Below are 26,323 nucleotides of genomic sequence, written 5' to 3'. Positions count from 1 at the left end.
TTCTTTTTTCTGTGGAATATTTTTAATTACCGCCCGCAGTGATTGGTGCTGGCGGTAATTAAAGATCACGAGAACATTATTTTTAACTCCCTGAACGTAACGCTACGTTTACATCACAACCACTTTCGTTGTTGGTCCACTTAACTGATCCATTAAGGTTATAGTAAGCATACTGCGGAAAGGCTGTTCCGGTACAGGTTCCCGGAGCGCTCGTTCCGCTTGTACTTGTTAGCGTATTAGTACCAGAAAGTACAGTAACGGTAAAGGGAACAATAGTGCCGGAAGATCCCCAGTAAGCCGTTTCATAATTCGCGGTATAGGTAGATGCACCTCCATCTGAAGCTAAAGTTGCGCTGGCAGAGTTATACATCAATATCCATGAGCCGGCAACGAACGTGCTAAACCATGGGGTACAGCTAGTACATGCGGTGCACACGGTGGTAGCACCTTTGGAAACCAATTTAAATTGCTGATTGTAGGCGGTAGAGGATGCTGTATACTGAATTGCACCGGTTCCATCCGCTGTGGAGGCCCCATCGATATCTAAAGCTTTGCCGCTCTTTACGTTAATGATCTGGAAATAACCACTCCCCATATCCACAAACTGCCATTGTTGGTTTGTGCCGCCGCTATAGGGATATTGAGCAACATTGGCACCATCGGCTGTAGATGCGCCAGTCACTTCAAGTGCCTTGCCGAGCGCATAAGGCATGCTTGGCGTTATCCGGTAAATATTTGTACCTACGGATGTGATTTTGAACCGACCGTTAGCGCCGGGCCCGTCAGCGTATTGCAGGGCTTGGGTATTGTCATCTATATTGAATCCCGGAAACTGTATTTGCTTACCACTATGTCTTGCGACCAGGGAGACCCAGGTGTTTAAAGTAGGAACAGCCAAGGTTTTAATTGCTTTTTTCTCACCTTCTACATTGCTGATTTTAGGTGATATTTCTGCGGTTTTTTCTTTAGAACAACTTGCAAGGGCCAAAACAAGGATACTTGCATAAAATAAATTCCTTCTTCTCATTTAATTCGAAATTTAATAGGTAAAGTATTATTGATTTTTTAAAAAGGTATAATCGAGGGATAATCTATACCGGTTTATCATAACTGATCAGCTACTGACCATGTTATTCCTTGGGAGGACCATTTTTTTGTTATCTCATAGGCAAAACATTTAATACCATAATGATAAATCCGAAATCCCCGGTCGTCCTGATTACATTCCTCCCCTGCGAACAAACAAACAGCTGATACAACAGACTATCCGTACTTGTTAACGGGTAATTAATGCCTATATAACATAAATCATTGAGTCAACAGCGATGGTTCATGCGATTTATAAGCATTTGCAATTCACTTAAATACAGGCATTTTAACAGTTTATATTATTATAATAAGGCGAAGGTAGCATTGCAGTCTATCGCCGGAGTGGGGCAAATGAACCAAATGCAGGGGGGAATTTATTTGGTCAACTTTCCCTGACAATACATTATAAAAAGGCTTTCGATAAGTAAATAATTACAAACATTATATTTTCGCCGTTACTGCATTAACGAAACTGGCGTTTAAAATTCAGCAACTTGAGATTACGAGACTATGTAATGCATTTTGGCTGTTCACATCATTTACTTATTTCATTTGCAGCTAATCATAAATAAAAAAAGAATCGCCGCGGCGATTCTTTTTTTATTTATTCCTTTTCAATGTCGCGTTCTATTTTTGAACATTCAACTTTTGAATGTTCAACCTTAACCGAATCAGAAATCACATACTGAACGTGCTGAATAAAATATTAAAGAAGACGCTTTTTTGCATAAGAGATTAATATAGCGAATAAATAGAAGAGTACTTATCATATGAGGCCCAATCAAGGCTCGGTAAATACAAAAATACGCTCTCAACTATCACATATTATTTGAAATTGAAATTCTTCAAGGAAACATAGAAGTTATAATCTTTTGGCCTGCCCTTTCTTCCATCAGGAACCGGGAGATATTTGAAACCTCCGATTCCAGTCACTCCACCCAAATCAATTACTACCTGGTGTGGTTGGTCAATTCCTTTGTTTTCCTGTCTCGTTTGCCAGTTGGTGGTTGACTGGTTATCTATCAGCAATCCCGCAAGCCCATTATCTGTTTCCGTTTCTTCACTATCCGCATAAACAATTGTATATCTTTCGCGCGGTATCTCTTTTCCGCTGGCGTCAACTAAGCGCAATTCTGCAATTGCAGTGCAGGCAGATTGTCGATAGGCTGACATACTTTCCAGGCAGATGTACCGCCCCTCGATGACTGATTTAAATCTAATGTCCTGCCATCCCGCTTTGTCCTCCAGTATACCATGCTGCACTAACTGTTCAGCCTTAAGATGTAATGCCTGGCCTTTGCGACGATTTAACAAAGACGGATCTGCTTTTGTTGCCCATACCTGCTCCTTTAAACCGGAAATAGAAAATTTTGCAGGATTTCCGAGTTCCAGAACCGATACATCGTTTGTTCCTGTTTTAAGCCAGCATCCCGGGATATAAAGTGTTTGCTGTGGTCCGATCATCCAATAACGCCCAATCATTTTCCCATTCAACCATAGCAACCCGTTATCCAGGTTCCTCGTGTCTAAAAAGGTGTCTCCTTTCTTTGATATACTAAAACGCCCTTGGTAAAATTCTGGATACCCGGCATGAACGGCTGACGGTTTAAAAGATGATATATTCTGCAGAGGCAAAGGGTAATGCTCCCACCCTTTTAATTCTGTACCGTTCAGGTAAACACCTTCGGTAATTCCCTTTCGCTCATGATCGATAGCGCTGCCAAAATTCACTCGCCCCAGTGCTTCCACTAAAATTTCCAATCGATGTTTTCCGGTACCGCTATTTACATTTATTGTGCTCTGATTAAGCCTGCGGTCAAGGATTCCTATCTTCTTTCCGTCCAGGTAAACAATAGCACGGTCCATTACCCGCTTAATTTGTAATTCACCGGTAAACTGTCCGACTAAATCATGCGCATATAGTATCATGCCGTAGTCCTGATCCAGAGCTTCCATATTTTGAGGCCTGCCAAACAGACGGGGCGAAGGAAGATTCTCCTTAAGAGAGGCGACCGGATACAGTTGAAATTCAGGTATTGCGATTTTGGGGGTTGCCGCCGGCAATGGTGGTAATTTCAAGTCGGGATATTTTTGAAGGATTACGTTCCTGAATGCTAAGAACTTATCGTTTGGCTCACCGCTTTCACTAAGGGGCGCATCGTAATCGTAACTGGTAATGTATGGTGTAAAATAGCTATCACTGCCATTAGCCCCGGAAAAAAAACCATTGCTGGTTCCGCCGTGAAACATATAAAGATTAACCGATACACCATTGTCTATCATCCACTTGAAATCTGCAAGTTTCTCTTTAGCAGCATGTACTTCATGTTTTCCTCCCCAGTAATCAAACCATCCGGTCCAGAATTCGGAATTAAACCTCGGTACATCAGGTGCATACCGGGAGAAGGTTTCAAAATTTCTTTGTGCCTGTCCGCCAAAGTTAATACTGGGCATAACGCCATCGATATGTCCTCTGTCGTAATTGTCTTTACCTGGCCAATCGCAGTTAAACAGCGGTACGGTAACGCCCGCATCACGAAGCGTTTGTTTAATAGCGTTCAGATATCCTTTATCTGAGCCATATTCACCATATTCATTTTCCACCTGAACCATGAGGATATTGCCGCCATTGGTTATTTGTGAATTTTTGAATTCCTGCACGGCACGGTCAAGGAAGCGTAATGTATGCGGAAGGTAAGCGGTGTCAGCACTGCGCAGAACGACATGTTCATTTTTAAGTAACCAGGACGGCAATCCGCCGAGATCCCATTCTGCACAGGTGTAGGGCCCGGGCCTAAGTATTATCCAAAGCCCTTCTTCCGCAGCTTCCTTGCAAAACTCTTTCAGATCGAGGTTATCTTTGAAATTATAACGTCCTTCAACAGGCTCATGTGCATTCCAGAACATGTAGGTACAAATGGTATTTAAACCCATTGCCCGGGCCTTTTTAAGCCTGTCGCGCCAGTATGGGCGGGGCACCCTGGCATAGTGCATTTCTCCGGAGATGATCTGGAAAGGTTTTCCGTCCAGAAAAAAATCATGCTTTCCGATTTCAAAGGTATGCCGCGTCTGTGCTGTTCCGTGTGCCGAAAAGAAAAGCATGCAAAGTAAAATAAATGTGTATTGTTTGATCATAATTAAAGCATTTTAAATAATCCCTTAAAGCTTGCCGGTTTCAAAAAAACGGTAGATCGCCATCAATGTGCTGTAAAAACTAAGGCAATCGTGTCTAAAGCCCTAGTTTAGTTCCATCAGGGTTTATTTATTACCACTCTTAGCAGGGGTAAATCATTTAATTGAACAAAATATACGCCCCTCAGGTCCGTCCTGCTGATAGGTACATACAAAACTCCCTGATTATCTTTAAATTCACTGGTCTGTATTATACGCCCATTAATATCGCGAATCCTAGCTACTATCTTCTTATTCAGTAAATTATTAGTTAGTTTCACGGAAAAGCTACTACCGGATACCGGATTGGGGTAAAGAACAGGTTTATCTGCGGCTTCTTCAGCCGGGAAAACCTGGTCAGCTGTTGATCCGGAAGCTGTTGATAAACTTTTTAAGCTTTTCAGGGATCCGGCAGGTTCGGTGCCAAAAATCAATTGCCCCTTATAATAAATGGTTATTTTTGAGTTCTCGGCCATGGCAGCTTTGGGCAGGTAAGAGTGGTCATTCAGTTCATTAAAATTTGACCAGTCTGCTTTAGCAATACGGTATTGAATATTGCCGGATGAACTCAGCGGATACAACTGCCCTGCCGCCGGGTTTACAGCTATTTCGAGATAACTATCCGCATCAACATGAACGGGATCTAGCGTAGCGAATTTAGCGGAAATATTACCTGAACCAACTTTGGCATAGTCTATCCAATAATTCAAATTCTGGCTCCCTTCTTTGGTAAACCAGTAGCGGGCAGTGATATCGCCATACAAAACCGGAACATTTCCTGTATTATTAACAGCAATAAAATTACTGATAGCGTTATTAGCAGCACTTTGATTCTGGTTTTGATAGGTTATGCTCAGGCTTGTTAACACGGGCACAACGGCCGGTTCAGCTCCAAATACGATCACTCCATTTCGATAAACCGTTATATGATTATTAATTGCATAACCTGCGCTACCGCCTGCAAATGAATAATCGTCGTTTTCTGTTAGGTTAGACCAATCCCCGTTGGCAAACCGGGATTGAATTATACCAGAGTTACTGAACTGCGCCAGATTACCCGTTGATTGGAAACTATATTCCACGTATCCAAACGCCCCGTTTTTTGGCTGATCCAGCGCAACGTATTTCATTTTCACGTTGCTGTTTCCTAATTGTGCATAGTCTATCCAGGTGCTGATGCCGTTAAAATTTTCCGCTGTGAACCAATACCGCATGGTGAGTTCTTTATAGGCAACAGCGACTGAATCCAGATTGGATATTTTAATATAAGGACGGATAATATTATTGGCTGTAAGCCCGTTGTCGCCATCCATGTATTGTACCTCAAGCTTCAGATTTTTAACCTCCAATACCTGGCTGACCGGAACAGCCGCACTGAACGTGTCGTTACCAGGTTGGGACGCAGTTATTATTGTTTGCCCTTTCGCTTTTAAATGGATTTTTCCGGCTACGATTGTCGCAACTGAGGTATCCGAGCTTTGATAGCTCAACGCCAGGCTGGAATTTATGGTGCCGGAGGGTTCAAAATCAGGGTCTCCAAGCAGTTTTTTGCCAAGCGGGTTAAACGTAATCAGCTGACCTCTTTTAACCTGACCAAAAAAGTTTACGTCAGCAACATTGCCGCTCCCTCCATTGGGCGAAAGATATCGCAGATAACGAAAATAGCTATTGTTTAAAACTATCTGAGATGTCAATTTCCCAGGAACCGGCGCAGCCGTCACGGTAAATAAGGTAACCGGGGTACTGAAATCGGCCGTATTTGCCCCCTGGAAAACACCGCCGACCATGCGCTGAGGGATATTGGTCCTTGGTGCGTAGCTTACCTGACTCACCCGAGCAGTTGTATCCGGCCCCATGTCAAGTCCTACCCAGGCTCCGTCGTTTTGGGCAGCATCAAAGAAAGTATTCAGGTTTCCGTCAACGGCAGCCGCTTTGGTTGTAGCCGGGTCGTTATTCCATGAACCTGATGTTCCTATAAGTAATCCTGCCAATTTCTTCGCCACAAGGATAGCTACGGGCTCTGATTCCGGCCCATTGCCTTTTCGGTTCCTGGATGTTACGGTATAATAATAAGTGGCGCCAACATTTACCGCAGCATCTGTATAAACAGTTGCGGTATCTGCAACTATCAGCGTGGTATATGGCCCGCCGCTTACTGTTGCACGTTTAATAATATAACTTTCGGCATCAGCAACCGGGCTCCAGGATAATACCACTTTAGCATCTCCAAGTCCGGCAAACAAGCCCGTCGCGACAGCGGGGATACTGCGCCCTCTTTCGATCTGTCCGTAAAAATTGACTTCAGCAACGTTTCCGCTACCTCCATTCGGAGACAGATAGCGCAGGTAGCGGAAATAATTAGAGTTGCTGAGAACCTTGAAAGTAAGCGGGCCGGCAACCGGTAGTGTAGTTACGGTATATAGAGTCACAGCATCGCTGAAATCTGCAGAATTAGCTGCCTGGAAAACTCCGCCGATCATGCGCTGCGGAATATTACTCCTCGGGGCAAAACTGATTTGCATAACCAGGCCGCTGGTGTCAGAACCAAGATCAAGCCCTACCCATGCGCCGTCACCCTGATTGGCATCAAAATAGGTGTTCAAATTTCCATCCATAGCCGCCGCTTTTGTCGTCGACTTATCATTATTCCATGAACCTGATGTGCCGATGAGCAGGCCATTCAGTTTTTTGGGAAGAAAAACACTATCTATAGCAGATATCGGCCCTGTGCCAACTGCGTTAACCCCTGTAATGGTATAAAAATAGGTAGAGCCTATATTAACATTGTTATCTGTATAACTGGTCGATGAGAGGGTTACGACATCAGCAAAGGGACCACCGATGGCCTGGGCGCGTTTCACCTGGTAACCTGTAGCGCCTGTGACCGGCTGCCAGGTAAGAAAAACCTGCTTATCGCCGGGCGATGCATTCAAGTCCGTAACCTGCGATGGCGGAAGCGTAACCGTACTGATGTTTTTACGTCCCCAAAATTCAACTTCCGCAACGTTTCCACTGCTTCCATTGGGTGAATAATAACGAAAATACCGATAAGAGCCTGTATCGGTGACCGGCTGATCAGTAAGCACTCCGATAGCCGGACTTGCAGAAACCGTATACAAAGTGACTGCGTCACTGAAATCCGAATTATTGGCGGCTTGAAAAGTGCCGCCTATCATTCGCTGAGGAATATTACTCCGTGGTGCATAGCCAACGCGGGAGAGTTTTGCGCTATTACCCAATCCCTGGTCGATACCCACCCAGGCGCCGTCAGTCTGATTAGCATCAAAATAGGTGTTAAGATTACTGTCAATTGCAGCTGCTTTAGTTGTGCCCGGATCGTTATTGTAAGATCCGCTGGTACCAATGAGCGTTCCTGTTAATTTTGCACTCAAAAATGTCTGAACCGGCGCAGAAGCGGCTCCTTCCCCTATCGCATTGACAGCGCTTACCGCGTAATAATAGGAGGATCCGTTAACTGCCGTATTATCCGTATAGTTTGTGACTGCCGATGAATTTATGACCGTGTAAGGCCCGGTTGCAGTTAATGAGCGTTTAATGCTATAGCTACCGGGAGATTCATCGGTTGCGGCCCATTTCAGGACAACGCGGGCGTTGCCTGCGGTAAGTTGAAGGCCGGTTGGTGCAGGGGGGAGGATTAATGCTTGAGTTTGAACAGAAGTTTTTATAGAGTCCGAGCTCAGCCCCGTGACATTTGCGGATTTTACAACATAAAAATAGGTTGTACTGGCTACAAGACCAGAGTCGACGTAAGCTGTATCGGTAACGGTTGATGCCAGGGTGGTATACGGCCCTCCGCTTGCTGTTGAACGACTGATGCTGTATCCCGCTGCCTGATTTAATTTTGACCATGTTAATTTTACTCGACTGCTATTCAGCGCGTTTGCAGTTAAGGCAAGCGGGGCTGCCGGGGCGCTGCCCCCGCCTGTTATGCTCACATTATCAAAAGTCGGTCGTGTTACGGCTGCACCTCCTGATGACCCGGTGCAGGCCGATAATCCGATAAAATAATTTGCCGCCATAGTGACCGTACTGGTGCCCATAACATACCACGAGATACCATCAGGTGATTGCGAGGCTGTAAATGCATTACCCGCCCTTTGCAGCCTTAACCAGAGCGGTACTTGGCTGAAATGATTTCCTTCCTGCCAGTTCATATTTCCTGCAGTAGCAGACCGCGTCCCGAATCGTGCATACCGGTTGCCTAACTCACCCAGGTTGACAGTAAGCATTTTCGCATTGGGATCCAGGGATTCGCGCAGCACTATCCCCACCTTTTCGCCTCCCGAAAGCCCGCTCCAGCCCCCGTCCAGTAATCTCGTGGTGATAGTCATATCACCTGAAGCTGTACTATAGAGATAAGAATATGAATCTGCAGTTCCTCCAATATCGCTGCCAGAACCACTTAGTATGAATGTGTTGTTATCAACATTGGCATAGATAACGCTTCCTGCAACAGATACTGCGCCGATATCTTTCCTCACCCATCCTGCGGGGAGTGCAGTTCCGCCTGCAACCGGTTTGGCGCTGGCCGAAGCTGAATTGGCACTGGTGCCTGCCTGATTAATGGCTGAGATCACGTAATAATAAGTGGTTCCATTGGTAACGGTTACGTCTGTATATTCCGGGATCACCCAGTTTGCCGAAGACGCGATATTGATATAAGGACCGGCACTTGATGCCGATCTGAAAATATTATAGCCTTGTACTACGTCACCCGGTGGCAGCGACCATTTCAAAGTTACCTGTGATATTCCCGGAGTGGCGGCCAGCCCGGTTGGTACAGGAGGCGGAGCAAAGGCCGGATAAGCTGATGGCGTAAGAGTATAAGTCAAGGTACCTTGCCCGAATAAATCATCCGTTCCCGCCTCTATCCGGGTCAGTTCTGCCATCGCTTTTGTATTGGGTGCATTTAAGCCTTTTAGAACGGCGTAATGATTGTATACCATCTCGAAGTTTGGCCATCCGTTGTGCCCGCGCTGACTGGGGGCGATGTACATTTCATTGTCATTAATACAATTGTTCCATGCCGTATAGGGAATATCATGGCCCAGGTTGTATTGAGCTTCATATTCAAAGCCTGCAAGTAAACGGTTGTTGGAATACCCATAAAGGTCATCACCCTGGTTCCAGGCAACCTGGCACGCTGTAGCCAGATTAGCCATCCCTAATTGACTGTGTGACTGGTCACGGCCGCTTTCAGACGTTTGCCCTAAACTGCCGTGCAGGGTATAAACAGCGTTCATTATGCTTCCATTCCCCTCTCCGTTTTTATAATAATCCACCCCGTCATTATACATAACCCTGTTATCGCACAATACACCAATCCCTATAATCGCCGATACAAAAGTTCCCTCCCAACTGGTAGGATATAAACTCGGGCAATTGGGATTACCGTTATGGGTATGGAGAAAATGTGTTGCCCAATCATATTGATTGGCCATTACTGTTTGAAAACGGGAAAGATCGGCGGGGGCCCAACCGGGATATATACGGAGCGTTTCTCCGACAATGGCAAAACCGTTGATGGTTATTATCCCCAGGGGATCTGTAGGGCTTGTAGTTGTAATACTTGAGGACCAGGCATTAAGGATCCGTACCGCGCAGGCAGCGTAAGTAGTATCGCCGCTTATATACCATCGCAAAGTATTGTAATAGGCGGCTTCAGCATCAATGGCGCTTTGCTGCCGGTTTGTTCCGAAATCAGCAAGCGGGTGAGCGACATAAGTTTTCTGTGCTCTGGGGTTGGCTATCAATGCATTCCAGGCGTCAATCCAAGGATGTTCACCTGCTGCAACTTTTGATTTGATACGCTCCAGGTCTGTTTGAGAATGCAAGCTTCCGGGATGAATAAATGGCTGAGCAAAGGCGCGTTCATGCAGCAGAAGAGCACTTGACAGCAGCACATATAAATACGTTAAGGCTTTTTTCATAGATTGAAATCTTCAAATTGGTGCAAATCAGATTAAAGTCACCCGATAAGTTTAATATGCAGGCAACAACAAAACAGTGCGGTTATTCGGTTATAGGGGCGATAACTGCGACTCGGGCCTCACAGCACCCTTTCCCAGATCAACGGACCGAATTAGCATAGCTATGCTTATCTCAAAACCGGCAGGCACATACGGCACCTGCCGGTTATTGATTTAATTAGATATCAGCTTAACGGAAGTTACTCTCCAGTACTGGTTACCCGATTGCATAGTAGATAAAAAGCCAAGTGATACCGTTTGTGGCTGGGTCAGTGTAAAAGGTACCTGAACCGTTTCATTTGTCCCGGTTTTTGTATTGAAACGACCGGTACCCAAGGCGCTTGCAACATCACTAACGTCAGGAAGTGTTGTCCCAGCGGCAGCCACAATGTACACCGGATCCAGGGCCTCTGTGTAATCGGTTACCTGGAAAATATAATTACCTGCGGGAAGATTAATGGTTTGATATATTTTACCGTTAACAATTTTCGGCGTATTGCTCCAGCCGGCTTCCATCACCAGCGATCCGCCGTTATCGGTGGCATATCCTCCGTATCCTGAATGATTGATCACGGCCGAGTTTGTTATCCAGGGATCTGCAAGTATCCCCCACCTGCTGCCATCAAATGCTTTCCTTACAAAAGGCCCGGTATTGGTCATATATACACTTGTTACATCAGCCTTGACGCTTTTAGTTTGATATGGAACATAAAATTCATCGATAGCTGTGCTGTCGGGAAGGTAGGCGGTACGGTAACTGATAGCATTGCCTACTTTAAAATCAGGCAGAATAGTTTTCAAACCTGCAGGTACCGACTGTATGGTGGTATCGTGTGCTTTATTAGATTTATCAGTGTATTTGACCTCCATATATTGTATCCCCGAATCCTTATTCACATCGGCCCAGGTAATTAACACCGAACCGTCGTTCTGCAATGATGCGTCAACAACTCCCCTGTTTAAAAGCGAACTTTGGTAAAGGTCGCCATACACGTTTGCGGCGATGGTTACCGGGATGGAAATATGGCCTGCCGCGTCATAAGTTCGTATTTCGAAACTCATGACGCCTTCCGGTAAATTCCCGATAATAGTTTTTGCAGTATCAACACCATTTGTCCTTTTCACGGGCACTATAACTGAATCCTGCCTGGCATTCCAGAATACAGCGTACTTCACGACTTGTGGGTCGGATGTAAAAAGGCCGGTTATTTCAACCCTGCTTTTCCCTGAAAGAGCGCGCACAGAATCCAGTTTCCCAGGATAAATTATTGCCCCTCCCACAGTGTATTTACCCTTATAATCATCCATTTTAGAGCAGGAACTCATTATAAACACCGGCAGGGAAATGAAAAAATATGCTATAATTTGTTTTAATTTCATTTTTTAAATTTTAGATATGATAATCGGATTTATGATTTGAATTGCTAAAATCACATATACTTTGCGTACCAGAACAGCATACGCTTATTGGCCCCAAAGTGTAAATTCATCAATACTCATAAAATACGATCCCTGCCAGTTTTGCAGGTTTCGGATCCGGATATAACGATAAGCACCGAAGCCGGCAGAAAAGTCAAATGGCCACCCGGCTTTCGCCAAAGTCTGATCGGCACCCGTTTCTGTGCCATACGCGCTGCCGGAAGGTTTTATGACTGTAAAAGTCCCCAGTTTAGTCCATGTGGCATCAAGGGCACCCGATATATTAGGGTTGTTAGAACCCCATATTTCAAAGTTTTTTAGGTTTCCCCTCACATAATAATTATTCCCGACTTCAATATGGGGGTTTACAGACATCCTGCTCAATACATGCGCCTGCCCCAGATCCAGGGTAACCATTTGCGGCGTAGAGGCGGTTTCAACGGTAAACATTACATTCGGCCAGTTTTCGTTCAACGTGCCGTTATAGATATTGCGAACATCTGTTTGGCCGGGATTAAGCATCGTTGCATCGCCGGGCAGTACAAAATTGCTCCAATTTTTCGGTAGCTTCTGTTCAAAGAGGGGTTTTAGTGTAACAAAGGTTGTATCAGAGTGGTTCAGCCATCTGTCGCGAACAACAAAAGCGAATTTTCTTTCCAAAGCAGGCTGGCCCCTTATAGCCCCTGTAATTACGGCAGCATTACTATAAATATTATCCAGGGCGGTTGTTTTTACATATGTTCCGTTGCCCAAAGTGTCAACCATTGTTACAATGGACAAATTTTCATTGGTTGGATTATTACAGGCCACGTTGAAACCACCGAATGTGACAGTAACCTTCAATGAACGGTAAGCAAGTAAAAAAGCGGGGGTTAACGGATCAACGGTCACTTCTGCAGGCGTTGAAGCTATCTCGCTTGAATTGACCGCATATATTTTCACAATGTGCGCTAATGTATCTCCAAACCCCTCTAACGTCATCGTGTTAGTGTAATGCGAGGCTATAACCTCTTTTTTAACGCCGGGCGAGGTTTCATACACCGCTCTGACATAAGACAGGTCGTTGTCTGATGGCAGGCTGTAGGTCAATACCGCCTTACCGTTGCTATTGACAGCTTTTATATTTGTAACAGGGCCCGGCGCATTGGTATTGATGACATTGGGTTTATTAAGCAATTCCTGTTTACAACCCATACCTGATATGAACAAAAGAATGGCTGCCAGTAAAATGATGTTAACTCTTGTTTTCATCTTTCAATATTTTTGTGTTAATAATTGAGTTCCTTACAAAAACTACCAATTTGGGTTTTGAACCAGGTTTTGATTCACCAATAAGTCGTTTTCCATAATCGGCGTCAGGTAATCCCTCGGAACAATAAAATGTCTTGAAAAAAATGTGGTCTCGCGGTAGTACAGATCAGCCGAAGTCTGCCTGATATCCCAGCCTGTAATATTTCCGTTTAATTCCTGCCCGGCTTTTTTCCATCTTAACAAATCCCAGTACCGCTGGCCCTCAAAAGCAAGTTCAATACTCCTCTCCTGTTGGATGATAGAGCGCATACCCTCTTTTGAGGTGAATTTTGTTGAATTGGAACTGAAATTTGTCCAGGCACTTTGAACGGTTTGTAAACCGGCCCTCGCCCTTACCCGGTTAACGTAGTCATATACATCGGCTGTTGGCCCCTCGTATTCATTTAAGGCCTCAGCATATAGCAAATACAGGTCAGCTAACCTGATTTCAGGCCATGCATAGTTCTGGAACTGATAATTTGCCCACTCAAAATGCCAGTTCAACAACTTTTTCATATAATACCCCGTGATAGGGGTTGCAGAAGTAGCACCATATTGCCCAACTTTTGATTCCAGGTGCCAGGTATTTTCATCACTAAGCGAAGGACTGTTAGCCATATACCAAACGCCTCCGTCAAATCCCAGGCTGGCGTAAAATCTCGGTTCGCGGTCAAAGTTTAGTCTTGCTGTCTGGTAATTTTCTGCAATGTCAAACCGCTCATCATGCGTTGCCGTTCTCAGCGTGGCGATTTTGGAAAAATCAAGGGTCTTGTCTTCTGTAATGGGAACACCATTTTTCGTATAAAACAATTTAACCATTTTTAATGTAGGCCCCAGCTGCACGTTATTTGCAGCCTTCGTTGCATTTGCAGGATCGTACTGGCCTGCACTGATAGACTGGATGAAATTGGTACCGTTATTTGCCGTCAACCCCCAGATCAATTCACTGTTCCAGCTTTCACTCGCGGCATTCCTCGTACTCATTTCCGCTGTTGTTGTCGGGCTGAGTGGTACCAGTTGTGCAGGAAAGGTATATAATTGAATACTTGCGTCATTACAAACATCTATGGCAGCCTTACAGGCATCTGCTGCTTTTTTCCATTTTTCCGCATTAAATGCAGGATTAAACAAAATGACTCCATCCCTATCTTTAAATGAGGTATAGTCGGGATTGCCATTAAATAAAGGACTGGCGGCAGTTGCCAGTAATCTTGCTTTTAAACTTAAAGCTGCAGGTTTGGTTACACGCCCCAGTTCTGTAGTTTTATTGGCTATTGTTAGCGGTAGCTTCGCAGCAGCCGTATCAAGCAATGCTGCGATATAGTTTACGACAGCGTCAACGGGCTGGCGCTTAACCCTGATCTGATCAATCGGCGCATCAACTGCAAGATTTTTATCAATGATGGGTATAGGGCCGTATGCCCGTAATAACATGAAATGATAATAGGCCTTCAAAAACTGTGCCTCACCAATCCATCGGGTCCGCAGATCGCTGCCGAGATCTGGTACCTTAGCAGGATTACTGATATTTTCAATAAATATGTTACAATCCCTTATCGCTTTATACATCGACGGCACGCCATTGGTCCCTTCCATGTAATTGGCCCGGGGGGCAACTGTGTTTTGCTCTCCCCTCGCTATCCGTAAAATTACATCATCGAACCTCAACGCGGGGAAATCCATCCAGATTTCATCTCCAGCAATTAATCCCGGGTTATATTGAGGGTCGGATTGTCTCGGCAAATATGCGTATAGTGTAACGAGGTATTTTTCGGCCTCATTTTTTGAAGTGAAAGCATTATCGATCGTAGCGACATTGTCAGGAACGACATCTAAATATGACTTTTTACAGGAAGTACAGGCCAAAACTAATATAGCGATTACGACAAGTACATAACTTTTATTTGTAAACAATGCCAGAAGGCGTCGGCAGCCAGCCTGCTTCTGGTGGATATCATTGTCATTAATTTTATTGCTGTTCATATAAAATAATTTATCTGATTAAAATTTAGAATCCGATGGATAAACCCAGGTTGAAAACTTTCTGTATCGGGTAACCTAAACCTGATGTTCCCATTTCCGGATCCCATAATTTGAAGGAACTGAAATTGAGCAGGTTTAACCCGTTAACATAAAGGCGTCCGCTGGCCAAACCAATTTTTCTCAAAACAGAGGCAGGCAGGTTATAACCTATCTCGGCAGATTTCAAGCGCAGGAACGCCCCGTTTTGCAACCACCATGACGATACCTGGTCATTGTTTGCCGACAAGGTTGGGCTCAGCCGCGGCCAAAACGCGTAAGAGTTCCTGTTATCCTCAGACCAGTGATTATCCGCAATGACCTGTAAAAGTCCGTTCTGATTGCCGCCATTGAGATAAAATGGTGTTGTATTCGCGGTGTTAATCACAAATGATGACCTGGCCGATCCCTGGAAAAATGCACTGATATCAAAGTTTTTATACCCGATTGAAAAGCCGGCGCCGTAAATAATTTCTGGGGTTGTAGGATATCCCATCGGCACAAAATCGGCATTGGTAATTTTTCCGTCTCCGTTGATATCCCGGTATTTAATATCTCCTGCGCCGTATTCGCCAAAGCCCTGCGCAGGTGAATTGGCAACCTCTTTATCATCTATGAACAGTCTTTCCGCAACCAGGCCATAGATCTGGCCCAAAGAATTCCCTATCTGGGATAGATTTTTCTCATTTGCCGGATAAATTGGTTCTTCATTTGCCAGCAATTTGCTTTTGGCATAAGTCATTGTTGCCCTGGTTTGTATCCAAATGGAATTATTGAATGACTTGTGGTAGTCCAATGCCAGGTCAATTCCTTTGCTGGAAGCTTTTGCCACGTTTGATGATACTGTAGTTTGAAGCCCCAATGACGAAGGCAACGTACTCCGCACCATTAGGATATTGCTTCGGTTTTGCTGGTAAGCATCTACTGTTACAGTCAGATCATTAAACATGATTACGTCAAGCCCCAGGTTAAGCTGTTTTGATTGCTCCCAGGTGATATCCTTGTTTTCATACCGGTTAATGGCAACCGTAGGCCTCGAATAGTTATAGTTTGTTCCAAAGCCGCCATTTGGGGCAGCATTTATGTTCACATCAGATAGATAAAAGAAGCGGTCATTCGCATTACCGATCTGATCGTTACCAACGAGCCCATAGGTAAACCTGAACTTAAGCTGGTTGATGGTGCTTAGCAGGGGCTTGAAGAATTTCTCGTTGGATACTATCCAGCCGCCACCGATGGATGGAAAAAAACCAAAGCGGTGATTAGCTGCAAAGCGTTCCGAACCGTTGTAACCGAAATCAACCTCAAACAGGTAACGGTTATCATAACCGTAAGTAAACCTTCCGGAAAGGCCTTCATTTCTTGAAGGCAGCGATAACTGTAAAGTTGTAGCGTTGCCGGTAAGGTAATTACGGATCGTGCCAATCAGCATACCTCCAACACTATGCTTTTCGCCAAAAACACGGGCATAATTAATCGCTGCTTCACCATAGATGGTACTGTTGACAGTATTGGCCCCCGGCATATAAGTAAGGTACTCGGTTGGTAACGCGCCTGGAGAACCGGGATTACCGTCATTTAGTAATGACAAGCCCGAAAATACACCGTCTTGAATATTAGGAGTATAGTAAAACGGGCTGTACTGACGCGAAACAGCAAAATTGGCATAACGGGTTGTGTAGGCCATCATCCTTGCCGACAAACCAGGCGTAATGGCGTCCATTTTTTGCTTTAGGCTGATCTGCGCGGTAAGTGTACTTGTATTGGTGGTCTGGTAACCCGACAATGACTGGGCATAGGGATTAACATATAAACCGCCGCCCGGAATGATAGCATTGCCAAATAAAGGGTGGTGAACATAAGGCAGATAAGAAGCCGGGTAAACTGCGGGAAATTCAACCGGGTTGCTGTACAGCGCATTATTAAAAACCGCGGCACCACCGCCAACAGGCCCATTGTAATCATCAAACTGACCTTTCAGGCTAATCAGGGCTTCCGTGCTTTTGGTTAGGTTTAAAGTAACGTTTGACAACAGGGAATAGGACTGCAGCTTAATGTTATTGTTAAAATTGTTCAGTGAGTTCTGCTTTAAAATACCGTTATCGGTATTATAGGTCATGGCCAGATAATACCGGGCCTTTTCAGAGCCACCTGTGGCATTTATGTTTAGCCTGCGGTTGGATGTCCGGTTTTTTATCAGTTCGTCGATCCAGTTATTATTGGGATATAATAAGAGATCATCCCCGGCTGCGGTATGGTCGATTTTGTTTTGCGAATAGGGCAGCACGCCGAGCGGATTCCTGGTAAGCACTGCCTCATTTGCCAGATTCATGTAGGTAACATTATCTGCCAATGCGAAATTTTGCGTATTGGTTGATGTGGAATTTTCTAAACGGACATTAAACTTGGTTCTGCCCGCTGTACCGGTTTTGGTTGATACAACGATAACGCCATTTGCGCCCCTTGCCCCGTACAATGACGAAGCAGTAGCATCTTTCAAAACCGAAAATCCGGCGATGTCGTCAGGCTGCAAGCGGGCAAGGTCAGTTGATGTCGATTCAATGCCGTCGATAAGGATCAAAGGATCGACCTTTCCGGCACCAAACGTCCCTACCCCCCGGACGAAAAACTGGGCATTATCTGCCCCCGGTTCACCACTCCGCTGGTAGGAAATAACACCCGGAATCCTGCCTGCCAGCATCGTTGTAAGGTTGCTGCTGGGGCCCTTCAATTCTTTAGGGTTGATGGAAGTTACAGAACCTACCAACGTAGTTTTTTTCTGGGTTCCATAGGCAACAACGATACTCACCTCGTTTAGTGAATTCGATTTGCTGACCATCTGCACATTAATAATGGCTTCTTCTTTCACAGCTATTTCCTGTGTTTCATAGCCAAGGAGCTTAAAAACAAGGGTATCCTTTTTATCCGGAACGCTGATTTTATAAGTTCCGTCGTTATCTGTACTGGCACCTGTTTTAGAGCCTTTTAAAATAACAGACACGCCTTGCAGCGGCTGTCCTTTTTCGTCGGTAACCTTGCCTGTAACACTATGCCTGTTAACGTCAAATGCGTTATACAGGGCCGGCAACGTATTGGTAATGAAAACGACCGAATTGTTTTTTATGGATTTGGCACCTTTGGGTGAATATGCATAGGAGTAATTTTGTAATAGTAAAACAAGAAGAAAAGGGCATAACGCCATTTTCAGCATTGTTCGCCATGGAATTGATACTTGTAAATAAAATTTCATAAAACGGTTAGGTTTCTTTTTGTTAAAATTCAGACAATAGGGTTCCTCTCAGCTATAGTTATCATCTTAGCCGATTTGAATCCAGAAACAAAGAGGGGTTATTGTTATCCCGAAAATAAAGAGGATGGGTTTGGTTAGTTTTTTGCCATAGTGGTGATTTGGTTTCTAAATTAAAAATCTTCTTCAGGCAGGGATATATTTCAGTCCGGATGCCATTTTACTGATACTTGCTTGTTTATTACTAAGACTTCAATTCCATGAAGAATTGAACAGGTTTATTTGGTATTGAATTAAATCAATGATCAAATGTCGCAGGAATTATGTAGACAAAGGGGGGGAAGCGGGCGCAATCATGGGGGGTAAATCAAAAACAAGAAGGCTTTTTTCAGTTAAAACATTAATTCATAGCAGATTTTACATTTCGCTAACTACATTTGATAATCAAATAGTTAGCTTAAATTATATAACATTCTTGGTGAATTAAAGTCTTGATTTCTTATTCCTTCGGAAATTCAGGTCCTTACGTCGGATAGCATTTCAGGTTATCCTGAAATGCTATCCGCACCGACGTTTTAAACGGCTGCAATTCGTTCAGTCGTTTATTTATAGAAGCCCGAACAGGGAATAAACTGATGTTGCCGGTTAGTTTATATTTTCTCAGGCGAAATAATTATTGCCTGCCCGCATTTTGCCTTGATTTCAATGGAGAATATATCATTCTTCTTTACCCGGATTTTCCTGATCCGGATCCCGTTCAACTGATCGTCCTCATAAACAGTGGCGGTATACAACTTTTTATCAGTAAGAAAATCAAGTTTCAAGGTTGTTGTCCAATCGTTCAAACCGGCGGCACTGCCTATATACCAGTTTCCACCCTGTCTTCTGGCAACACTGATATTCTCACCAATTTCTCCGGCCAGGTAACGTGATTCATTCCAAACAGTAGGCACGCGGGTAAAAAAATCAATTTCGGGCTCGTTGGTATAATCGAGCGGGGTTCCATACCAAAAGATGCTCTGTAACGGGCTGAAATAAATGACGGACAACGCGAGCTGCTGCGCCTTACTAACCTTCAGGTTCTTGCTGAAATTATTTTTTGAATTGGGGTAGCAAAAAGTGAAATCTGCTGGCCCGGCAAGAAAGCGGGTAAAAGGCAGAACAGTGTTATGGAAAGCATCCGGGCTGTTTTCATCTCCTCTGATCCCTTCCTGGGTGAGTAAAAACGGGTATCGCCTGGATAATCCCGTTGGTTTATAATTATCATGAATATCTAATACAAATCCATATTGGTTTACTTTTCGGATTGCTGTATCAAGCCAGGAAATTCCCTTTTGAGTTAACCCGTCAACAAACCCAAATTTCAAGCCGCTTACCCCCCATTTTTTATATAATGGCAGTAAGGTGTCCAGCTTCATCCGCAATCCTACAGCATTAACATATAAAACAATACCGATATCCTTTTGCTTCCCTTCCTGTATCACCCGTTGCAGATCGAGCTGCGGAATGACTTTTTCAGGATCAGATGTGGTTCGAAATTCTGCACCATACCATCCAGCATCAAATAGAACATACTGAAAATTGTGACTCGCGGCAAAATTGACCGCGTCTATACCGCTTTGCGTGTTTAGCTGAGAGCGTACCAATTTACCTGGTTTGATCCCTGTAGGCCACTTTGCAGACGTGGGTGCTGTAAGCTTCAGGTTAAGTTCACTGGCCTGGTGTAACCCAATGGCATTTTCGGCGATGCTGATTGTACGCCAGGGGCTTTGAAACTGCCCGGAAAAAAATACCGAGGGCGACTTTTTAGTTATACTTTCTTCATCTCTGTGGTTTAAAGCTGAATGAAAAATCATGGAGAGGCTATTTGACAGCTTTCCTTTCACCAGCTCGCTTTTAAAGTAATTATGATTGTCTGCTTCGCCAATACTTACGTAGCGATGATGTTTTGAAACCAGCGTAGCCGGGAAATCACAAGTGGAATTCAACGAATCTATGGGCGTGGGCGTGAAAACACTTTCCTGATTATATTGATAAATAGTGTAAGGATTTTTCATATTAAATTCCGTTTGCTCACTGCTTATCCGCGCAGATTTCAGCGAGGACTGCTGAGGTAATTCATATCTGAAAGCGACACTTCCATTAAAAACCCTGACCACAATATGAAAGGCGAGCGCAGATGAGCTGCACCCCAAAGTTAATTGGTTATAATTATTACTTATATGATCGTTTTCGCCAAGACTCCAGGCGAAAGATTCTTTATGCGCAGATCTCCATCCATGTACGATGGTTGTGTTTTCACCTATTTTCACCGTATTGATTACCAAGCCCAGTTTAGACCACGCTGTGAGCTCCTCTCCATTAAAAGAAACCCGGTAAAGCAGGTCTTTTTGGCCGTTCAGCCCGATAAACAGCTTCGTTTTGCTGTCGGGCGACGTCACCTCATAAGAAGATTTGACCTGGCCGATACAAGTTCCGGACAAGAGTAAGATAAGTGCAGCCAGAATGCCCGTGCAGTTTTTCATATGAATGTGTTTTTCAGAGAAGTACAAAATGCAATTGGTTAAATTATGAGTAACCCCAGGTTTTTGTTACCTATTAATATCGCTACAGGTGCTTACCAAAATCTTATAAAATTCATTCATAAAACGCCGGCAGAAAGATAAATAAACATCAATTTTTTGCCCTCTGGTAGTTCAGACTTGAATTCAGGTTGTCATTATGGATGTATGTTTTTCTATATTTACGAATAAACTCGGATGGATTCATTTCAAACAGCCTGTTAAATTGCTCCCTGAAATATTTAATATCCTGAAAACCTATTTTGTAGGCAATTTCTTTGATTTGCATCTCAGTTTGAATCATTAATTCAGCTCCCTTTCTTAACCTGATATGTCTTATAAATTCGGTGCTTGACAAACCTGATATAGATTTGATCTTTCTGAAAAGCTTAGAGCGGCTCATCCCCATTTCATCCGTTAACGTTTTAAGAGAAAAGCCCTCATCATCCAAATGTGATTCAACTACAGCAATGCATTTTGATAAGAACTCACTATATTCTGCAGGAATCTTCAGGCTGTTATTGCGAAGTGTAATTTCATTAAAGAAATAATTTTTAATTGTGTCCCTGCCCTTCAGCATGCTTTTAATACGGGCAATGAGCAGGTCATTTTCAAAAGGTTTGGTTATATAATCATCAGCCCCGCATTCTATGCCTTTCAACTTGATTTCGGGCGAGGAACTGCCGGTCAACAATATAATTGGTATATGGCTAAATGTAGGCGATTCCTTCATTTTAGAACAAAATTCTACCCCGGTGGTACCGTGCATAATCACATCGCATACAATGATATCCGGTTCAGATTCGAGCACTATTTCAAAACCCTTTTCCGTATTATTCGCTTCATAAACTATATAGGCGTCCTTCAAAAGACTACGAACATATTTGCGCATATCGGTATCGTCATCAATCAAAAGTATAACCGGTTTTTTATTTACGATACTGTCCAGGATTTCCACGACGTGTTTATCTGCTTTCTGTTCAGAAAAAGCGGAACTTTCTGTAGTTTCCAGGATTAGTTCTTTCAACAGCGGATTTTCATTTCGTCTGTCACAAGTCAGCTGTTGCTCCTTTAAGATCAGATCCTTGTCCGGTTTCGGCAAATGCACCATAAAGGTAGTACCATTGCCAATTTCGCTGGTATAGCTCAAATCTCCTTGGTGTAGTTCGACATATTTTTTGGCCAGGTATAATCCGATACCAAACCCGCTTTCTTTAACCTGATCACTTTGCTGCTGAAGCCGGTAAAACTTTTCAAACAGTTTGCTGCCGGTCTCTTTGGGGATGCCGCAGCCGCTATCAGTCACAGAAATCTCAATATTGCTATTGTTGATCTTTATCGTTAAGCTTACATTTCCATGCTCAGGGGTATATTTAATTGCATTGGAAATGATATTAAATAAAATTATTTCCAATTTATCCCGGTCTGCATATGCACTTATCATATCCTCCTGGCAATCAAACTTATAATTTATGCTTTTGGATTTGATCTGATTGGTAAAACAAAGAAAAACCTCGTAACAGACTTCTTTAAGGTTAATGACCTGGGGTTGAAATGCAGAAATTTCATTCTCAGAGGATCGAAACAATAACAGCTGGTCAACAAGGCTCAGCAAACGACGGGAATTCCGGTATACGGCACTGATGTCCACCAAATCAAGATTGGCGCCGTTTGAGTGCAGTAGTTCCTTGATCGGGTTAACAATTAAGGTTAGTGGCGTCCTTAATTCATGGGAAATATTGGTAAAGAACGCTATTTTCTTTTCGTTTATTTCCTTTACAAATTTCACTTCATATTTTAGCTGTGTCTGGTTTTTATGGTAATAGAGGTAAGCGTAAATGGAAGCAATGAGCAATACTGCGTAAATCAAATAGGCCCACCATGTTCTGTACCAAGGCGGCAAGACGATGATTTCGATCATTCGTTCACGGTTGTTCCAAATTCCTGAAGCGTTGGTAGACTTAATTTTCAGCAGGTAACGGCCTTCATTCAGATGAGAATAATTAACGCTGCGCTGATAGTTCACATAATTCCATGATTTATCTCTTCCCTGGAGAAAATAAGCATATTGGATTTTTTCCGGCAGGGAATATTCCAAAGCAACATAATCTACAGATATAATTGCTTTGTCATAAGGCAGCTTAAGTTTGTCGATCGTGTAAAAATCCTGGGAGCCGGGAACAAATTCACTTTTGGCATCGATTGTCGCGTTAGAAATCCGTAAGCCCGATATAAATACCGGCGGAAAATCATGATACTGGACAACGCTGTCCGGATAAAAAATATTAAATCCTTTGATCCCCCCGAACATAAGTTCTCCGGTGCTAAGGTGCGCGGAAGCATTAAAATAAAACTGATTGGATTGCAGGCCATCAGCGGCATAAAAATTTTCAAATTTACCGGTCTGCGGGTTGAGCTTGGATATGCCGTTATACGTACTTACCCAAATATCCCCTTTAGTGTCTTCTTCTATGTTGAGGACTTTGTTATTAGACAACCCTTCAACTTCGGTATAATTCAAAAAGGTATTATTAAAAGCATTGTAACACATTAGCCCTTTTCCATAAGTTCCTATCCAGAGCTTACCCGACCTTGCTTTATAAAGTGCCCTTACAGCAGTATTTAAATTAATCACCTTGTCTATGCCGGTTATCTTGCTGGCATGTACCAGGCCTGTAAAACTTCCGAGCCATAAATGATCAGGGTCATCGTCCGTTATTGAGATCATATCCGCATTTACCGGGAATGGGGCAGGAATGAAAGTGTGTGTAATTTCATCGTACTTAAATAAACGGTTTTTATCATACCCGTTATGATTTCCCCGCAAGGCGGTGGCCCAAAGCTGATTTTTATGATCTTTATAAAGCTTCCAAACTGAAGTTGACCGGCTCTGGGTACGGAAAGGTACCGGTGTAAATTTCCGTACTGATGCGTTATACTTACTCACACCCTGCCTAAAAGTTGCTACATAGATCTCCTGCCTGCTATCGCATACTATACTGGTAACATAATTATCATTTAAGCTGCCTGTTTCACCTGGTTTAAAACTAAAATTCTCAAATGTATTTAGTTTTCTTTTCCAAATGCTGATGCCTCCCCCGTCGGTCCCGATCCATACATTCTTATCTTTGTCTTCGCAGAAAGAAAAAGTAAAGTTACTGACGAGGCTGTTGGCTTTATACGGAATATTGGAGTACGTTCTGAATTGATTTTTCTTATTATCGATAATATCTATTCCACCTCTGAGCGTTCCGATCCATTTTCTTGACTGTTCATCTTCAAAAATAGTGTTGACAGCATCGCTGGATAAAGCACCCGAACCATCCCGCTTTTTTAGTAAACTATATTCGCCGGCGGCATTAATCTTCAAAATCCCTTCTCCATCGGTAGTGGCCCATAATACATTATTCCTATCTAAAATAACACTCGTAATTTTTGCATTGCTCAAGCCCGGATCCTTAATAGCAAACTTATGAAGCTCAGCTTCCCTGACCTGATAATGATAGAGCCCGCCTGTTGTTCCTATCCATATTCCACCCACATGATCTGATTGGACAGATGTAGGCTGCTGAAATGAATTATTAACAGAAATAAAGGCATTAAGGATAGGTTCAAAGTAGCATAAACCAACAAAATCAACCGTTATCCAAACCTGCTTATCATCACTGGCGTCAATTGCAGTTACGGTATAATTTAATGTTTTCTTTTTTTGATTAATGAGGGGTATAGGTACCGCCTGCCGGGAACCATGCCTGAATAATAAACAACCAATATCTGTTGCGCCGACGTATATATTTCCTTTCCTATCTGATTTTATATCAGTTATCCAGCGGTCTATCACTATATTTTTGCCGATACCACTTCGATAATAAGCAGCAGAAAACGTCAAAGCTTTGTTATCCAGTATATTTAAACCTTTTTGAGTGCCGACCCAGATATTACCTGTCCGATCAGAATTTACAGTCGTAATAATATCGTTTGAGAGGGAACTTGTGTCACCAAGCCTGTTTCTGAATACCTGGAAATTGTATCCGTCAAAACGGTTGAGGCCATCCAGTGTGCCAAACCACATAAATCCGAATTTATCTTTGTGGATAGCGCTAATGGTATTATTGGATAATCCCCGTTCAATCCCCAGGTAAGAAAACTGCTGGGCGCTAATTTTTAAAGGATTACCGATCAGCAAAATAAATAAAATAGGTAATATACTATATTTCATTGGGTGAAATTATCGGATACTTATTTCAAGTGCAGGCTAAACTCTTGGTAAACTTTGCTATCTGTTACCGGTGGTTATAATAAATCTAATACTCATTTTAATTCAATCAGCATAATTATTTAGCAGAAGGCGTATAATTCCATTTACCTGATTTTACATCTAAATGCCATGGTTTCGGGGCTGGTAAGCTAAGTTTTCCCTCTCCGATATTCAAGGGCATCCATAAATATGAAGAATTCCACTGCTCTGAAGGTTTCCATATATCTCCCATAAAAATAGCTGTCGTCGATTTATCTCCCACAACCTTTACGATCATTGTAGACTGTGCGCCATAAGTAAGGGTTTCTGGCGGAGCAATATCTTTAAATTCAGACCATGGTCCGGCCAGGGAAGTAGCTGTAGCATATTTATTGGGATTGGGCCTCCATCCTGTTAATGCCGACCCTATGGCATAATACAGCCCTTTATAATGAATTAATGCGCCGCCTTCCATATGAAACGGGATCAAGCATATTTCCTTTTCCACATTCAGGTAATCATCAGAAAGTGAAGCGATTCTGAACCCAAACGGTCGATCTTCAAAAATCAGATAAGCGGCGCCATCGTCATCTACAAACTGTCCGATGTCGCGGCTTTCATGTCCGAGGGGCCTGAAGCTTTTCAGATAGCTGTAACTACCATCAACTTTATCTGAAACAGCCACACCTACTCGTGCCAGTTTATAATTACCGTCATCAATGTGCATATACATCACATACTTTTGTGTCTTTTTGTTATAGTATACCTTCGGACGCTCCAGTACCCAGTTTTTACCTAAGTTCTCCGGATCGCTGATTTTTATTACAGTATTTCGAAAAGTCCAATTGGTGAGATCTTTTGAAGAGTAGCAGCCTACGTAACGCAGATCGGGATCGTTATCCTTTGCCCGGTACTCGCCAAACCAAAAATAGGTATCGCCCACCTTTATTATTCCGCCTCCGTGAGCCTGTACATGATTGCGATTATTATCGGGCCAAAGCTCGCCGGGTTTGATTAAACCACCGGGCACAGCCTGTGCAAAACCGCTGTTTACGGATAAAAAAAACTGAAATAGTAAAAGCGCAGAAAAGATTGTGTGGAACTTAATTCTCATACTTAATTTTAATAATTAGATTATTTAACGTTGTCAGATTTGTTGAAATGCCGGCCAGTTTAACCAAAGTATTTTACTCATGTACGGTTGCGAACTATTTAGACGAATATTAACAGGCAGGTAAAGCCCTTGCCAATCTGGTTTATAATTAGCACTAAAATATTAAGTACGGTTTAAATGGAAAGG

At 43.3% G+C, this 26,323-nt stretch carries 10 protein-coding genes; all 10 read right to left on the bottom strand.

What is annotated here, in order from left to right:
- Positions 1 to 82 precede the first annotated feature (82 nt).
- The 10 genes from BMX50_RS18695 to BMX50_RS18650 all read right to left on the bottom strand — a co-directional run bounded on the left by BMX50_RS18695 (position 83) and on the right by BMX50_RS18650 (position 26,137).
- On the bottom strand, positions 83 to 1,027 hold the full coding sequence (locus tag BMX50_RS18695; protein ID WP_091212067.1) for an RICIN domain-containing protein: 945 nt from the start codon (positions 1,025 to 1,027) through the stop codon (positions 83 to 85).
- 887 nt (positions 1,028 to 1,914) lie between these two features.
- Positions 1,915 to 4,224, bottom strand: coding sequence for a beta-galactosidase (locus BMX50_RS18690; RefSeq protein ID WP_091212066.1), 2,310 nt, complete (start codon positions 4,222 to 4,224; stop codon positions 1,915 to 1,917).
- Between the two features lie 116 nt (positions 4,225 to 4,340).
- On the bottom strand, positions 4,341 to 10,211 hold the full coding sequence (locus BMX50_RS18685; RefSeq protein ID WP_091212065.1) for a cellulose binding domain-containing protein: 5,871 nt from the start codon (positions 10,209 to 10,211) through the stop codon (positions 4,341 to 4,343).
- A gap of 213 nt (positions 10,212 to 10,424) precedes the next feature.
- Positions 10,425 to 11,630 carry a DUF4998 domain-containing protein gene (locus BMX50_RS18680; protein ID WP_091212064.1) on the bottom strand — a complete coding sequence of 402 codons (1,206 nt, stop codon included), beginning with the start codon at positions 11,628 to 11,630 and terminating at the stop codon, positions 10,425 to 10,427.
- 84 nt (positions 11,631 to 11,714) lie between these two features.
- A complete protein-coding gene (locus BMX50_RS18675; protein WP_091212063.1) occupies positions 11,715 to 12,920 on the bottom strand; it encodes a DUF5000 domain-containing lipoprotein in 1,206 nt (401 codons plus the stop codon).
- A gap of 42 nt (positions 12,921 to 12,962) precedes the next feature.
- Entirely contained in the window at positions 12,963 to 14,942 is a 1,980-nt protein-coding gene (locus tag BMX50_RS18670; RefSeq protein WP_091212062.1) for a RagB/SusD family nutrient uptake outer membrane protein, read from the bottom strand.
- 25 nt (positions 14,943 to 14,967) lie between these two features.
- Entirely contained in the window at positions 14,968 to 18,228 is a 3,261-nt protein-coding gene (locus BMX50_RS18665) for a SusC/RagA family TonB-linked outer membrane protein (protein ID WP_091212061.1), read from the bottom strand.
- Between the two features lie 647 nt (positions 18,229 to 18,875).
- Positions 18,876 to 20,750 (bottom strand): glycoside hydrolase family 97 protein, encoded by a 1,875-nt coding sequence (locus BMX50_RS18660; protein ID WP_091212060.1) that lies wholly within the window; start codon positions 20,748 to 20,750, stop codon positions 18,876 to 18,878.
- 148 nt (positions 20,751 to 20,898) lie between these two features.
- Complete coding sequence (locus BMX50_RS18655) at positions 20,899 to 25,005, bottom strand: two-component regulator propeller domain-containing protein (protein WP_091212059.1); 4,107 nt, start codon at positions 25,003 to 25,005, stop codon at positions 20,899 to 20,901.
- 115 nt (positions 25,006 to 25,120) lie between these two features.
- Positions 25,121 to 26,137 (bottom strand): family 43 glycosylhydrolase, encoded by a 1,017-nt coding sequence (locus BMX50_RS18650; protein ID WP_091212058.1) that lies wholly within the window; start codon positions 26,135 to 26,137, stop codon positions 25,121 to 25,123.
- Between the last annotated feature and the right edge of the window lie 186 nt (positions 26,138 to 26,323).

The organism is Mucilaginibacter gossypiicola, assembly GCF_900110105.1.
Lineage (GTDB): Bacteria > Bacteroidota > Bacteroidia > Sphingobacteriales > Sphingobacteriaceae > Mucilaginibacter > Mucilaginibacter gossypiicola.
This window is presented reverse-complemented; position numbering and strand designations above follow the sequence as displayed.

Bases quoted from the DNA above. Each gene is read 5' to 3' on its own strand.
- BMX50_RS18695 (WP_091212067.1), bottom strand. From the start codon at position 1,027: ATGAGAAGAAGGAATTTATTTTATGCAAGTATCCTTGTTTTGGCCCTT.
- BMX50_RS18690 (WP_091212066.1), bottom strand. From the start codon at position 4,224: ATGATCAAACAATACACATTTATTTTACTTTGCATGCTTTTCTTTTCG.
- BMX50_RS18685 (WP_091212065.1), bottom strand. From the start codon at position 10,211: ATGAAAAAAGCCTTAACGTATTTATATGTGCTGCTGTCAAGTGCTCTT.
- BMX50_RS18680 (WP_091212064.1), bottom strand. From the start codon at position 11,630: ATGAAATTAAAACAAATTATAGCATATTTTTTCATTTCCCTGCCGGTG.
- BMX50_RS18675 (WP_091212063.1), bottom strand. From the start codon at position 12,920: ATGAAAACAAGAGTTAACATCATTTTACTGGCAGCCATTCTTTTGTTC.
- BMX50_RS18670 (WP_091212062.1), bottom strand. From the start codon at position 14,942: ATGAACAGCAATAAAATTAATGACAATGATATCCACCAGAAGCAGGCT.
- BMX50_RS18665 (WP_091212061.1), bottom strand. From the start codon at position 18,228: ATGAAATTTTATTTACAAGTATCAATTCCATGGCGAACAATGCTGAAA.
- BMX50_RS18660 (WP_091212060.1), bottom strand. From the start codon at position 20,750: ATGAAAAACTGCACGGGCATTCTGGCTGCACTTATCTTACTCTTGTCC.
- BMX50_RS18655 (WP_091212059.1), bottom strand. From the start codon at position 25,005: ATGAAATATAGTATATTACCTATTTTATTTATTTTGCTGATCGGTAAT.
- BMX50_RS18650 (WP_091212058.1), bottom strand. From the start codon at position 26,137: ATGAGAATTAAGTTCCACACAATCTTTTCTGCGCTTTTACTATTTCAG.